Genomic DNA, 13,593 nt, shown 5'->3' with positions numbered 1-13,593 from the left:
GGCGCCGGCTTGACGATTCGCAGCTGATAGGTTTTGATTGCTTCCGTTATCTTTCGAATCGAAACTTAATCAGCCATGTCGAAACGCAACACACCTCAGCGCCGTCACAACATTCTGGCTTTGCTCAATGAGCAGGGCGAGGTGAGTGTGGATGAACTGGCCAAGCGCTTCGAAACTTCGGAAGTTACGATTCGCAAGGATCTCGCCGCTCTGGAAAGTCATGGCTTGCTGCTGCGTCGCTATGGTGGCGCGATCACCATGCCCCAGGAACTGGTGGCGGACGTCAGTCAAAACGTTTCCAAATACAAACAGGCGATTGCCCGCGCCGCCGTCACACGCATCCGCGAGCACGCCCGCATCATCATCGACAGCGGCAGCACCACCGCCGCGATGATTCCCGAACTCGGCCAGCAGCCAGGCCTGGTGGTCATGACCAACTCCCTGCACGTGGCCAACGCCCTGAGTGAACTCGAGCACGAGCCTGTGCTGCTGATGACCGGCGGCACCTGGGATCCGCACTCGGAATCCTTTCAGGGCCAGGTCGCCGAGCAGGTACTACGCTCTTACGACTTCGACCAATTGTTTATCGGTGCCGATGGCATCGACCTGGTGCGTGGCACCACCACCTTCAATGAATTGCTCGGCCTGAGCCGGGTGATGGCGGAAGTGGCGCGGGAAGTGATCGTGATGGTCGAGGCCGACAAGATCGGCCGCAAAATTCCCAACCTGGAGCTGCCATGGAGCAGCGTCCATACCCTAATTACCGATGATCGCCTGTCCCTGGATGCGCGCGATCAGATTCAGGCTCGCGGTATCAACTTGATTTGCGCGACTGTCAGTCAGGAGAAATAAGCATGTGTGGAATCGTCGGCGCGGTAGCTGAACGTAACATCACCGCCATTCTGGTCGAAGGCCTCAAGCGCCTCGAATACCGGGGCTATGACAGTGCCGGTGTGGCGGTGTACACCAATGACGGCATTCTGGAACGCACTCGTCGTGTGGGCAAGGTCAGCGAACTCGACGCGGCGCTGGCCGAACATCCGCTGGTTGGCCGTCTCGGTATTGCCCACACCCGCTGGGCTACCCACGGTGCGCCGAGCGAGCGCAATGCCCACCCGCATTTCTCCGGTGACGTCGCTGTCGTGCACAACGGCATCATCGAAAACCATGAGGCGCTGCGTGAACAGCTGAGGGCACTGGGCTACGTGTTCACCTCGGACACCGACACCGAAGTCATCGCTCACCTGCTGACCGAAAAACTCAAGTCGTTGCCAGACCTCGCCGACGCGCTGAAGGCTGCGGTCAAGGAGCTGCATGGCGCTTACGGTCTGGCGGTTATCCACGCAAAGCAACCGGATCGACTCGTTGCTGCTCGCAGCGGCAGCCCGCTGGTGATCGGTCTGGGCCTGGGCGAAAACTTCCTCGCTTCCGATCAACTGGCCCTGCGTCAGGTCACCGACCGTTTCATGTACCTGGAAGAGGGCGATATCGCCGAAATCCAGCGCGACAAGGTGCAGATCTGGGACGTGACCGGCAAAGCCGTCGAGCGCCAGACCGTCCAGTACACCGATGGCGCCGAAGCCGCCGACAAAGGCGAGTTCCGTCACTACATGCTCAAGGAAATCCACGAGCAGCCGTCCGTGGTGCAGCGCACTCTGGAAGGTCGATTGAGTGCGGATCAGGTGCTGGTGCAGGCTTTCGGTCCACAAGCTGCTGAATTGTTCGCCAAAGTGCGCAACGTGCAGATCGTGGCGTGTGGCACCAGCTATCACGCCGGCATGGTTGCCCGTTACTGGCTCGAAGAGCTGGCTGGCATTCCGTGCCAGGTCGAAGTCGCCAGCGAGTTCCGCTACCGCAAGGTGGTGGTGCAGCCGGACACCCTGTTCGTCACCATCTCCCAGTCCGGCGAAACCGCCGACACCCTGGCCGCCCTGCGCAACGCCAAGGAACTGGGCTTCCTCGCCAGTCTGGCGATCTGCAACGTCGGCATCAGTTCGCTGGTGCGCGAGTCCGACCTGACCCTGCTGACCCAGGCTGGTCGTGAAATCGGCGTGGCCTCGACCAAGGCCTTCACTACGCAGTTGGTCGGTCTGCTGCTGCTGACCCTGTCTCTGGGTCAGGTGCGCGGTACTTTGGGCAAAGGCGTTGAAGCCACGCTGGTCGAAGAACTGCGTCGCCTGCCAACCCGTCTGGGCGAAGCCCTGGCGATGGACAGCACCGTGGAAAAAATCGCAGAGCTGTTCGCCGAGAAGAACCACACCCTGTTCCTGGGCCGTGGCGCGCAATTCCCGGTGGCGATGGAAGGGGCCTTGAAGCTCAAGGAAATCTCGTACATCCACGCTGAAGCTTATCCGGCCGGCGAACTGAAGCATGGCCCGCTGGCGCTTGTGGATAACGACATGCCGGTGGTGACCGTCGCACCGAACAACGAACTGCTGGAGAAACTGAAGTCCAACCTGCAGGAAGTCCGCGCCCGCGGTGGCGAACTGGTCGTGTTCGCCGACGAAAAGGCCGGGATGACCAACGGCGAAGGCACACACGTAGTGCAGATGCCGCACATCCACGACATCCTGTCGCCGATCCTCTACACCATTCCGCTGCAACTGCTGTCGTACTACGTTGCGGTGCTCAAGGGCACGGACGTGGATCAGCCGCGTAACCTGGCGAAGTCGGTGACGGTGGAATAAGTTATCCACAGTTGATCACCCCCCAATAAAATCGCAGCTTCGGCTGCGATTTTTTTATCCGGATCGAGGGCACCATGGATCGCTTCCAGGAAATGCAGGTATTCGCCATCGTCGCCCAGGAACAGGGCTTTTCCGCTGCTGCGCGGCGTCTGGGTCTGTCGGCGGCGAGCGTGACCCGGGCGGTGGCCGCGCTGGAGCAGCGGATCGGCACGCAGTTGTTGATCCGTACTACCCGCAACGTGCATTTGAGCGAAGCCGGTCTGCGTTTCCTGGAAGACTGTCGGAGAATTCTCGCGGAGGTGCAGGAAGCGGAGGATTCCGCTGCCGGCAGTCATACCCAGCCGCGTGGGCAGTTGACGGTGACGGCGCCTGTTTTATTCGGCGAGCTGTTTGTCACGCCGGTGATGGCGCGTTATCTGACGCAATACCCGGACGTTTCCATCAATGCCCTGTTGCTCGACCGGGTGGTGAACATGGTCGAGGAGGGCATCGACGTCGCGGTGCGTATCGGCGAGTTGCCGGACAGCAATCAGCATGCGATCCGGGTCGGTGAGGTACGGCGGGTGATTTGTGGTTCGCCGGAGTACTTTGCGATTCATGGCCGGCCGAATCATCCACAGGCCTTGGCCGGGGCGCCGGTGGTGGCGACATCGGCCATCGGTCAACAGCGCAGTTGGCCATTCATGGAACACGGTGAACTCATCGGCGTAAAACCGGAACCGCGTCTGGTGGTCACCGCCAATCAGGCTGCGATCACGGCGGCGTCGCTGGGCCTGGGTCTGACCCGGGTGCTGTCTTATCAGGTGGCCAGCAAGGTCGCCTCCGGTGAACTGGAAATCGTGCTCGCCGAGTTTGAACTGCCTGCTTTGCCGATCCATGTGGTGTATCAGGGCGGGCGCAAGGCGCCGGCGCGGATACGCAGCTTTGTCGACTTTATCGTGCAGGCGTTGCGCGAGCATCCGGCGCTGAAAAACGCCGCGTTATTTCATCCAGAGAAATAATGGTTTGCGTTTGCTGGTGATTCTATTGCTTTCGCGATCAAGGGAATATGGCTCCCACGGCCGCCGTCCACCCTGAACGGCGCCATCATCCAGCGGAGTCGACCATGCAAGCGATCAAACTCTACAACTTCCCGCGTTCCGGCCACGCCCATCGCGTCGAACTGATGTTGTCACTGTTGCAACTGCCGACCGAGCTGATCTTTGTCGATCTGGCCAAAGGCGAGCACAAACAGCCCGGCTACCTGGCGATCAACAGCTTCGGGCAAGTACCGGCCATTGATGACAACGGCGTGGTGCTGGCCGACTCCAACGCGATCCTCGTCTATCTGGCACAGAAATACGGTAATGGTCGCTGGCTGCCAAGCGATCCGGTCGGCGCCGCGCATGTGCAGCGCTGGTTGTCGGCAGCCGCCGGGCCGATTGCTTTCGGCCCTGCCGCCGCCCGCCTGATCACGGTGTTCGGGGCGAAGTTCAACGCCGAGGAAGTCATCACCCGCGCGCATAATTTTCTCAAGGTGATGGACCTGGAACTGGGCAAAACCCCGTATTTGGCAGGTACTGAGCCGACCATCGCTGACGTGGCGGCCTACAGCTACATCGCCCACGCACCGGAAGGCAATGTGTCGCTGGACGACTACGCTAACGTTCGCGCCTGGCTTTCGCGCATTGAGGCGCTGCCCGGTTTTGTCGGCATGCCGCGCACCGTTGCCGGCCTGCAAACCACCGTCTGACATTCAATCTACGCCGATGGCGCAGGGGAGAGACCGTGATGGAACGTTCACCGTGGCACGCTGGCGAGCAACAGTTGCAGGCCCATGTCGGCGTTGCTGAGCGCATGGCGGAATTCGGGCGTAAGGTGATTCGCACCTGGATGCCGGATCAGCACCGTCAGTTCTATGAGCAATTGCCCTTCATGCTGTATGGCGCGGTGGATGCCGAAGGTCGCCCCTGGGCCAGTGTGCTGGAGGGGGAGCCGGGCTTTGCTCACTCTCCCGAGCCGACGCAACTGCAGTTCGCCAGTCTGCCGGCTGCTGATGATCCTGCACAGTTACAGGCTGGCGCAGCGATCGGTCTGCTTGGGATCGAACTGCACACCCGCCGGCGCAATCGGCTCAATGGCCACATCGATAATCTCGAAGCGAACGGGTTCGGTCTGACGGTGGATCAATCGTTCGGCAACTGCCCGCAATACATTCAATTGCGTCAGTTTCAGCGGGTGCCGCTGACCGATCCGCAGACCCGCAAAGCCGAACATCGTGACAGCCTCGACGACGCCGCCATTGCGCTGATCGAAAGCGCTGATACTTTCTTCGTCGCCAGTTATGTCGATGTTGATGGCGAGCGTTCGGTGGATGTTTCCCACCGCGGCGGTCAGCCCGGTTTTGTGCGGATCGAGGGTAATCGCCTGACGATCCCTGATTTTGCCGGCAACCTGCACTTCAACACGCTGGGCAATCTGCTGCTCAATCCCTTGGCCGGCTTGCTGTTCATCGACTTTTCCACAGGCGATGTGTTGCAGCTCAGCGGTCGCACCGAGATCATTCTCGAGGCGCCGCAGATCGAGGCCTTCCAGGGCGCCGAACGGCTGTGGACTTTCGAGGTGGAAAAACTGGTTCGGCGTCCGGCAGCGCTGGCTCTTCGCTGGCGCTTCGACGGTATGTCACCCACCAGCCTGCTGACCGGTAACTGGGCCCAGGCCGATGCACGATTGCAGGCCAAGGCATTGGGGGACAGCTGGCGGCCATTGCGCGTGGCAAAAGTCGAAATGGAAAGCCGTCACATCCGCTCGATCTATCTGGAGCCGAACGATGGCGCAGGACTGCCGGTGTTTCTCGCCGGGCAGCATCTGCCGCTGCGGTTCACCCTCGATGGCGAGGTGCACATCCGTACCTACAGCCTGTCCGGCGCGCCGTCGGATGATTTCTTCCGGATCAGCGTGAAACGCGAAGGCCGGGTGTCGACGCACCTGCATGAGCAGATTCGCGTGGGCGATGTGCTGGAGGCGCGCTTGCCTCAAGGGCATTTCACGGTCGCGGCGCTGGAGCGTCGTCCACTGGTGCTGTTGGCGGCCGGCGTCGGCATTACGCCGCTGCTGTCGATGCTGCGTGAGGTGGTGTATCAGGGCCTGCGGACCCGGCGGATTCGTCCGACCCTGTTTGTTCAGAGTTCCCGCAGCCTCGCCGACCAGCCGTTCCGAGCAGAGGTGGATCGGTTGCTGGAGGATGCCGGTGATGCCGTGAAAGTGTTGCGAGTGCTAAGTCAGCCGGAAGACGATCTGGTCGAAGGAAAAGACTTCGACCTGCGTGGCCGTATCGATGGCGATCTGTTGCGCAATCTGCTGACCGACGAGGACTTCGATCAGGTCGACTTCGTGCTCTGCGGTCCCGGCAGTTTTACCCAAGGTATTTATGACATCTTGCGCGAACTGGATGTGCGGGACGGGCAGATCCATGCCGAAACCTTCGGCCCTTCGACCCTCAAGCGCCAGGCCGATCCGGACGCGATCGTGATGGAACAACCGCCGGCTGCGACCACGTCGGTGCCGGTGGTGTTCGAACGTTCAGCCAAGGAAGCGCGCTGGCAGCCCGATGGCGGCAGTTTGCTGGAGCTGGCGGAAAGTCGCGGCTTGCGTCCGGAATTCAGTTGTCGCGGGGGTTCGTGCGGCACCTGCAGGACGCGGCTGATCAGCGGCGCGGTGAATTATCCACAGCCTCCGGCAGAAGTGCCGGAGGAGGGGCAGGTGCTGATTTGCTGCGCGGTGCCGGCGCAGAGTGCCCAGCCGCTGGTGCTGGATCTGTAACGGATCAGGCGTAGGACAACGCCTTTTCCTCCAGCAGCTCCTGATACAGCTCGGTCCACTTGCGGCCCATTTCATCGGCTGTGAATAACTGCCGATAGCGGGCTTCAGCCTTGAGGCCCATTTCGGCGGCGCGGGCCGGGTTTTCCCACAGGGTGCGCATCGCTTCGCGAAATGCCGGAGGATGACTCGGTGGCACCACCAGTCCGGTTTCGTTGTGGATGTTGATGTAGCTGGTGCCGGTGCCGATTTCGCTGGAGATCATCGGTTTGCCGTACATCGCGCCTTCGAGCAGCGAAATGCCGAACGCTTCCGAGCGCAGGTGCGATGGGAAGACGATGGCGTAGCTCAGTTGCAGCAGGGCGACCTTGTCTTCATCGCTCAGCCGCCCGAGGAAATGAATGTTGCGCAGACCCAGGGCCGCGGCCTGGGCGTGCAGTTCCTGCTCCAGCGGGCCGGCGCCGACGATCACCACCGGATAGTCCACGTCTTTCAAGGCTTCGAGCAGGATGTGCAGGCCTTTGTAATAGCGCATCACCCCGACGAACAGGAAAAACTTGTCCCCAAGCTGCTGACGCCAGCGGTTCATGCGCTCGACGTCAGGCTGTGGATAACCGGCCTTGTTCAAGCCATAGGGGATGACGCGAGTCTTGTCCTGGAATTGCTGCAACACATCACTGGTGTGCAGATAGTTTGGCGAAGCCGCGACAATCCGGTCGGCGCTGGCGAGAAAGCGGTTCATCAGCGGGCGATAGAGTTTGAGCAGGTGCTTCTGGCGAATGATGTCCGAGTGATAGGTCACCACCGTCGGTTTGTTCACGCCGCTGGCAAAATGCACGAGATCCATGAACGGCCACGGGAAGTGGTAGTTGATCACGTCGGCTTCGGCGGCCAGTTCGCGAAACTGCTTGAACACGCTCCAGGAAAAACCCGTGGAGGCGAACTGGATATCCAGTTTGGCCCGATGCACTTCATGCTGGCCGAGACGCACCACCGCAGGTTCTGGATTGGCGCTGAGGGTCAGCACCTGGCCTTCGATGCCGTGTTGGGCGCCACTTTCGCAGAGTTGAAAGATCACTTGCTCGATACCGCCGACCGAGTCCGGCAGGTACGTCTTGAAGAAATGAAGAACTCGCATTCAACCTCCCATGGCCTGGTGGTAGGCGCCGGCCGTGGCCTGCGCGCAACGCTTCCAGGAAAAAAGCCGTGCCCGCTGCAATCCGGCTTCCCGGCATGCCTGCCAGTGCGCTTGATCATCGATCAGTCGGCTCATCGCATCACGCAAGCCGTCTGCATCGTCAGCTTCAATATAGTTGCCGGCGTCGCCCGCCACTTCCGGCATGGCCGAAGAGCGGGTGATTACCACTGGCGTGCCGCTGGCCATCGCTTCCAGCACCGGCAGGCCGAAACCTTCATACAGCGACGGAAAAATCAGCGCCCGGGCGCCGGCCAGCAATTGCGCGACTTGCTCATCGGGCAGGTAGCCGAGCAGGCACACGTGCCCGCAAGCCAGCGCCTGATTCAATTCATCACTGAACTGGTCGCGCTGCCAGCCGGCCATGCCGACGATCAACAGCGGGAAACGCTGGCGCACCCGATCCGGCAGCAGCGCGTGGGCACGCAGGGCCAGATTCAGGTTCTTGCGCGGCTCCAGGGTGCCGACGCAGAGGAAGTACTCCCGGTACTCGACCGCATGGGCCTTGAGCACCGCATCGATGTCCTGCGGCTCGCGCGGATGGAAACGCTCGGCGACACCCAGCGGCGCGACCACGAAGCGCTCGGCAGGCAGTCCGAAATACTCCCGGGCCTCGTCAGCGATGGCTTGCGAGTCGGTCAGAATGATCCGCGCCTGGCGTACGCCTTCGGCGAGCCGGCGCTCGATTTCCCGCAGCCGCGCCGGTGGCTGGGTCTCGGGGAAATGCAGGTGCGTGAGATCGTGCAGGGTAATCACGGTCGGGCCATCGAAGGCCAGCGGCCACAGACTCGGTTCGTGGTACAGATCGACCGGTTGCGCCGGGCCCTGATCGAAGCGTTTCTGTTCAAGCCAGCGGCGCGCCTGATAGGCCCCGGGGATCTGCCGTAGCAGCGGCGTCAGGCGCGAATAACCGGGCATCGCCGCTTCCGGCAGTTGCGCACTCCAGCCCCAGCCGTGGAACAGCGCCAGCTCGATATCGGTTTCAGCGTGCAAGGCATTCACCAGTTCGGCCACGTAATGGCCGATGCCGGTGCGCGGTGCCTGGAGAATGCGGGTGTTAAGGGCTATGCGCATGTTGCCTCGCTGACACCTGAGGTGCCTCCAGCACATGGCGCGCGGTACGCTCGGCCAGTTGCGCGCTGGCTTCCCGCCAGCCGATCCAATGCCAGTCGCTGACATCGCGGGCGGCGGGGAATCGACCGCTGCGCTCAATGCTCAGCACCAGATCGGCAAGGCTTTGCGGCGACTGCAGGTCGAAATACGCCATGAACTCACCGCCGATCTCGCGAAACACCGGGATATCGCTGCCCATCGCCGGCAGCCCGCGTTGCATGGCTTCCACCAGCGGCAGACCAAAGCCTTCGACGAACGACGGAAACACCAGCGCACTGGCATGGGCGTAGGCGTGTTCGAGGCTGGTGTCGCTCAAGTCGTTGAACATGAACAGGCGCCGGTTCAGCTCCGGATGATGGCGAATCCGGGCCAGCAGCGCGTCGCACTTCCAGCCGATGCGCCCGGCGATGCACAACCGGGCGTTCGAGCCGTTCGCCCAGGCATGGTCGAAGGCATCCAGCAGATAGTCGTGGTTCTTGCGCGGTTCGATGGTGCTGACCATCAGGAACACTGGCTCCTTTATTGCGAACAGCTTTTGCAGACGCGGTTCGACGGCGGCTTCGACGCTCTGCAGATCCAGCTCCGAACCGAGGTGAAAGTAGTCGAACCAACGTTTGCCGACTTGTGCCGAACCAAGGCGACGTTGCAGTTCTGCACGCAGCTGATCGCGCACAGTGGCGGAGATGGCCATGAAACCGTCGGCATTACGGGCGATCCAGTCGAACCACTCTCTGTACACCTCGACCAGCCGCGTGTCGTAGAACTGCGGGTGGGACAGGGGAATCAGATCGTAGATCACCGCAACGATGCCCAAGCCTTCCTGTTTGAGGCGCTCGGCATGCAGGAAAAAGTCCGAATGCCAGGACGAATCCAGCAGCACCAGATGATCGCCAGTCTGGTGTTGCAGTGGTTCGCAGCGTTGAGGCAATTGATAGCGATTGACCTGCTCGACCAGCCGCAGCGGTATTCCGAATGCACCGAACGAGGTCAGGCGATAGCCGACGTACAACAGGCGTCGTACCAGTTTTGTGCGGCAACCGGTATCCAGCCGCTGATGCAGTTGCCAGAAACGATGGGCCAGCCGCTCCAGGCGTTCGCCAAACGTGACGATGGCATTGAACAGCGGCGAATCCAGCGGCGCCAGACGCTTCACTCGGTACAACTGGCCCTTGAGCAGAACCACCGGCACGCATTCGACGCCTTCGGCGCTCGGCGGCAGTTGTTTGATGACGTTGCGCACCACCCGCTGAATCCCCGAATTGACCTTCGGGTGTTTGAACACGTGGGTGCATTCAAGCAGCAGGCGGGTCATGGCGCGCGCTCCGCGAGGCTGTGCGCGTGGCGGGTGATCGAGGTGCTGGCGCCCAGCCAGGAACAGCCGACGAAATCTTCCTGACGGTTGTTGATCACGTGGAACACCAGGCCGTAGTCACGCCATTCGAAGTTGCGGTCCAGGTGCGAGTCCAGTCGCGACAGGCTCAGGGCCACGGAGTAATTGCCCTTGCCCAGGCCCATGACGAAGGCGAAGCGATAGGTGATGCGTTCACCCGCACGCAGGTCTTCCAGCGCCTGGTTCTGACGGTGGGTGTTGATCCCGTACATGGCTTGGCCCAGGCGATCCTTGATCATGAAGCCGAGCACCAGCCGTTCGATGTCCTGGCGAATCTCCACCTCGACTTCCAGTGTCACCGGCTGACCGACTTCGGCGGCGTCGATGGAGCGTCCGCGTTCATCGAGCAGGCGCACGCTGAGGATCCTGGCCTCGCCGGTGCCGGACACAGTGCGTACCTGGCCGCCGTCGAGCAGTTCCTGGCGCACGGTCTGGCCTTCGCGTTCGGCGAGCAGGGCGTTGTAGTAATCCATGACCGCTTCGGGCTTGTCGTGCATCACCATGAGGCCGCCTTCGAGCAGGATCGCCGAGTCGCAGATCGACTGGATCGCCGAGCGGTCGTGGGACACGATCAACAGCGTGGTGCCGGCCTTGCGGAAGCTGCGGATGCGGTCGAAGCTCTTGTGCTGGAAGTAGGCGTCGCCCACCGACAGCGCTTCGTCGACGATCAGAATGTCCGGGCGGCGCGCGGTGGCGACGCTGAAGGCCAGGCGCATCTGCATGCCACTGGAGTAGGTGCGCACCGGGTGATCGATGGCCTCGCCGATTTCCGCAAAGCGTTCGATGTCCGGCATCAGTGCTTCGATGTCTTCGACCTGCATGCCCAGCAGTTGCCCGGCCATCACTGCATTCTGCCGACCGGTGAAGTCCGGATGAAAACCCATGCCCAGTTCCAGCAGCGCCGCGACCCGGCCCTCGAGCTGAATCTGGCCGCAGGTCGGTTGGGTGGTGCCGGTGATCATCTTGAGCAAGGTGCTTTTTCCGGCGCCGTTGACCCCGACGATGCCCACCGCTTCACCGGGGGCGATCTCGAAATTCACGTCCTGCAGCACCCAGTGCTGGCGATGGCGCATCGGCGAAAAAGGAATCAGCCATTCGGCCAGGCGACTCCAGCGGGTGGGGTACTGCTTGTAGGCCTTGCCCAGGCCTGTGACGCGTATGTGCCCCATCAGAGTTCATCCACCATTTCGCCGACCCGCCGACGAAACAGGCGCAGGCCGAACGCGCACAACAGCAGGCCGATCACGAAGATCGGCAGCAGCGAACTCCACACCGGCCACTGACCGTAGAGAAACAGGTTCTGGTAACTGCCGATCAGGTTGGTCAGCGGATTGAGCTGCAACAGGCGCTGCACCCACTCGGGCAGGATGCTCAGCGGATACACGATCGGCGTCAGCCAGAACCAGAATTGCAGGCAGATGGCGAACAATTGCCCGACATCGCGAAAGAACACGTTGAGCACGCCGAGGATCATCCCCAGTCCGGCGCAGAACAGCACTTGCAGCGCCAGCAGCGGCACCAGTGCCAGCAGGGCCATGCCCGGCCAGCGCCCGCTGATCAACAGAAACCCGAGGAACAGGCCGATGATGATCGCGAAGTTGATTCCGGCATTGAGCAGCACGATCACCGGCAGGCACAGGCGCGGGAAGCTGATTTTTTTCAGCAGGTTGGCGTTTTCCAGAAACATGTTCTGGCTGCGCAGGGTGATTTCCGAGAACAGGCCCCAAGTCAGCAGCCCGGCGCACAGGTAGACGCTGTAGGCCATGCCGTCGTCCACGCCGGGCAGGCGGGCGCGCATGATGTGGGAAAAGATCACCGTGTACACAACGATCATCGACAGCGGGTTGAGTACCGTCCACAGCGCGCCGAACAGCGAATTGCGATACCGCGCTTGAAACTCCCGCTTGACGCTACCGAGGATGAAACCTCGATAGTCGTGCAGCGAGCGGTACAGGGAAAGCAGCATTCACACCGTCCTGCCGTATTGGTCTTCGAAGCGGACGATGTCGTCCTCTCCCAGGTATTCGCCGCTTTGCACTTCGATGATCACCAGGTCGATCACGCCGGGGTTTTCCAGACGGTGCTTGTGACCGGCGGCAATGAACGTCGATTCGTTCTTCGCCACCAGCGTCGTGCCGCTGCCATTGTTGGTGACCTTGGCCATGCCTTCGACCACCACCCAGTGTTCATTGCGGTGATGGTGCATCTGCAGCGACAGCTTGCCGCCGGGTTTGACCACGATGCGTTTGATCTTGAAGCGCGGGCCTTCCTCGAGCACCGTGTAGGTGCCCCACGGACGGCTGACCGTGCGGTGCAGGCGATAGGCTTCGTGGGATTTGTCCTTGAGCTGCTTGGCCACCCGCCGTACATCCTGCGCACGGTCGGCATGGGCTACCAGCACGGCGTCGGCGGTGTCGATGACGATCAGGTCTTCCACACCGACGGCGGCCACCAGCCGGCCATCGCTTTGAACGAAGTTGTTGCGGCTGTCGATGAAGATCGCCTCGCCGCTCGCACGGTTGTTATCAGCGTCGGCCGGCACCAGCGCGGCCACTGCACCCCAGGACCCAATGTCGCTCCAGTCGAAACCCGCCGGCACCACCACAACCTTTTCCGAGCGCTCCATCAGTGCGTAGTCGATGGAAATGTCGATGATTTCGGCGAACAGCTGCGCGGACAATTCCTGTTGCAGGCAACCGGCGGTTTCCACCGGTTCGCTGGCGGCCATGCAGGCGCGGGCCTGTTCCAGCAGCTCGGGGGCGTGCAGCGCCAGCTCGGCGATCACCGTTGCGGTGGAGAAACAGAACATTCCCGAATTCCACAGGAAGTTGCCGCTCTCCAGATAATGGGTGGCGGTCTGCAGGTCGGGTTTTTCCACGAAACGCTGCACCTTGGCCGCGCCCCGGTCGTTGAGCGGTGCGCCGGTCTCGATGTAACCGAAGCCGGTTTCCGGGGCGGTCGGCACCACGCCAAAGGTCACCAGATAACCGTCCTTCGCCAGATTGACCGCGTGCTCGACCGCGCTTTTGAGCGCCTCTTCATTGACGATCAAATGGTCGGCGGGCATCACCACCATGATCGCGGCATCACCGTGCAGCGCTTGCAGCGAAAGGGCCGCCGCCGCGATGGCCGGTGCGGTGTTGCGTCCGGTGGGCTCGAGCAGGAAGTGTCCGCGATGCCGGGACAGGCGCGCGGCCTGATAGTGATCCTTGCTCTGGAAGTAGTACTCGCGGTTGGTCACCGTGACAATGTCGCCCCAACCGTCCAGCAGCGCGGCGGCGCGCCGGTAGGTCTTGCCCAGCAGCGACTGGCCGTCGGGCAGGGTCATGAACGGCTTCGGATGACCCTCGCGGGACACCGGCCACAAACGGGTGCCGGCACCGCCGGACAGAATCACGGGGATCAGCATG

The 13,593-nt window shown here is 61.8% G+C and carries 11 protein-coding genes; 5 read left to right on the top strand and 6 right to left on the bottom strand.

What is annotated here, in order from left to right; all coding sequences use genetic code 11:
• The first annotated feature begins 75 nt into the window (after positions 1–75).
• The 5 genes from PDR5_RS28890 (at position 76) to PDR5_RS28870 (ending at position 6,488) form a co-directional block, all read left to right on the top strand.
• A complete protein-coding gene (locus tag PDR5_RS28890) occupies positions 76–852 on the top strand; it encodes a DeoR/GlpR family DNA-binding transcription regulator (RefSeq protein WP_064600626.1) in 777 nt (258 codons plus the stop codon).
• Positions 853–854: 2 nt separating this feature from the next.
• Positions 855–2,687, top strand: a complete 1,833-nt coding sequence (glmS, locus tag PDR5_RS28885; protein WP_064600624.1) for a glutamine--fructose-6-phosphate transaminase (isomerizing) — start codon at positions 855–857, stop codon at positions 2,685–2,687.
• 74 nt (positions 2,688–2,761) lie between these two features.
• The gene (locus PDR5_RS28880) at positions 2,762–3,688 is read left to right on the top strand and encodes a LysR family transcriptional regulator (RefSeq protein WP_064600622.1); all 927 of its coding nucleotides are present in this window, start codon (positions 2,762–2,764) and stop codon (positions 3,686–3,688) included.
• A gap of 104 nt (positions 3,689–3,792) precedes the next feature.
• Positions 3,793–4,419 carry a glutathione S-transferase family protein gene (locus PDR5_RS28875; protein ID WP_064600620.1) on the top strand — a complete coding sequence of 209 codons (627 nt, stop codon included), beginning with the start codon at positions 3,793–3,795 and terminating at the stop codon, positions 4,417–4,419.
• A 38-nt stretch (positions 4,420–4,457) separates the two neighbouring features.
• Positions 4,458–6,488: a 2Fe-2S iron-sulfur cluster-binding protein gene (locus PDR5_RS28870; RefSeq protein ID WP_064600618.1), complete on the top strand. Its 2,031-nt coding sequence runs from the start codon at positions 4,458–4,460 to the stop codon at positions 6,486–6,488.
• 4 nt (positions 6,489–6,492) lie between these two features.
• Here PDR5_RS28870 and PDR5_RS28865 read toward each other — a convergent pair whose 3' ends face one another.
• From PDR5_RS28865 to PDR5_RS28840, 6 genes are read right to left on the bottom strand one after another with little or no spacing between them, the layout of a single operon-like run.
• Entirely contained in the window at positions 6,493–7,623 is a 1,131-nt protein-coding gene (locus PDR5_RS28865) for a glycosyltransferase family 4 protein (protein WP_064600616.1), read from the bottom strand.
• Positions 7,624–8,754 carry a glycosyltransferase family 4 protein gene (locus PDR5_RS28860; RefSeq protein ID WP_064600989.1) on the bottom strand — a complete coding sequence of 377 codons (1,131 nt, stop codon included), beginning with the start codon at positions 8,752–8,754 and terminating at the stop codon, positions 7,624–7,626.
• On the bottom strand, positions 8,738–10,105 hold the full coding sequence (locus PDR5_RS28855; RefSeq protein WP_064600614.1) for a glycosyltransferase family 4 protein: 1,368 nt from the start codon (positions 10,103–10,105) through the stop codon (positions 8,738–8,740). Before PDR5_RS28855 ends, PDR5_RS28860 begins: the two co-directional genes overlap by 17 nt.
• Positions 10,102–11,352 carry an ABC transporter ATP-binding protein gene (locus tag PDR5_RS28850; protein WP_064600612.1) on the bottom strand — a complete coding sequence of 417 codons (1,251 nt, stop codon included), beginning with the start codon at positions 11,350–11,352 and terminating at the stop codon, positions 10,102–10,104. The genes PDR5_RS28855 and PDR5_RS28850 overlap by 4 nt, the downstream gene beginning before the upstream one ends.
• A complete protein-coding gene (locus PDR5_RS28845; RefSeq protein ID WP_064600610.1) occupies positions 11,352–12,149 on the bottom strand; it encodes an ABC transporter permease in 798 nt (265 codons plus the stop codon). Before PDR5_RS28845 ends, PDR5_RS28850 begins: the two co-directional genes overlap by 1 nt.
• Positions 12,150–13,592, bottom strand: coding sequence for a mannose-1-phosphate guanylyltransferase/mannose-6-phosphate isomerase (locus tag PDR5_RS28840; protein WP_064600608.1), 1,443 nt, complete (start codon positions 13,590–13,592; stop codon positions 12,150–12,152).
• Position 13,593: the final 1 nt, after the last annotated feature.

It is taken from the genome of Pseudomonas sp. DR 5-09 (assembly GCF_001655595.1).
Lineage (GTDB): Bacteria > Pseudomonadota > Gammaproteobacteria > Pseudomonadales > Pseudomonadaceae > Aquipseudomonas > Aquipseudomonas pharyngis.
This window is presented reverse-complemented; position numbering and strand designations above follow the sequence as displayed.

Excerpts from the sequence above, each read along its gene's own strand:
- PDR5_RS28890 (WP_064600626.1), top strand. The coding sequence starts at position 76 with ATGTCGAAACGCAACACACCTCAGCGCCGTCACAACATTCTGGCTTTG.
- glmS (WP_064600624.1), top strand. The coding sequence starts at position 855 with ATGTGTGGAATCGTCGGCGCGGTAGCTGAACGTAACATCACCGCCATT.
- PDR5_RS28880 (WP_064600622.1), top strand. The coding sequence starts at position 2,762 with ATGGATCGCTTCCAGGAAATGCAGGTATTCGCCATCGTCGCCCAGGAA.
- PDR5_RS28875 (WP_064600620.1), top strand. The coding sequence starts at position 3,793 with ATGCAAGCGATCAAACTCTACAACTTCCCGCGTTCCGGCCACGCCCAT.
- PDR5_RS28870 (WP_064600618.1), top strand. The coding sequence starts at position 4,458 with ATGGAACGTTCACCGTGGCACGCTGGCGAGCAACAGTTGCAGGCCCAT.
- PDR5_RS28865 (WP_064600616.1), bottom strand. The coding sequence starts at position 7,623 with ATGCGAGTTCTTCATTTCTTCAAGACGTACCTGCCGGACTCGGTCGGC.
- PDR5_RS28860 (WP_064600989.1), bottom strand. The coding sequence starts at position 8,754 with ATGCGCATAGCCCTTAACACCCGCATTCTCCAGGCACCGCGCACCGGC.
- PDR5_RS28855 (WP_064600614.1), bottom strand. The coding sequence starts at position 10,105 with ATGACCCGCCTGCTGCTTGAATGCACCCACGTGTTCAAACACCCGAAG.
- PDR5_RS28850 (WP_064600612.1), bottom strand. The coding sequence starts at position 11,352 with ATGGGGCACATACGCGTCACAGGCCTGGGCAAGGCCTACAAGCAGTAC.
- PDR5_RS28845 (WP_064600610.1), bottom strand. The coding sequence starts at position 12,149 with ATGCTGCTTTCCCTGTACCGCTCGCTGCACGACTATCGAGGTTTCATC.
- PDR5_RS28840 (WP_064600608.1), bottom strand. The coding sequence starts at position 13,592 with ATGCTGATCCCCGTGATTCTGTCCGGCGGTGCCGGCACCCGTTTGTGG.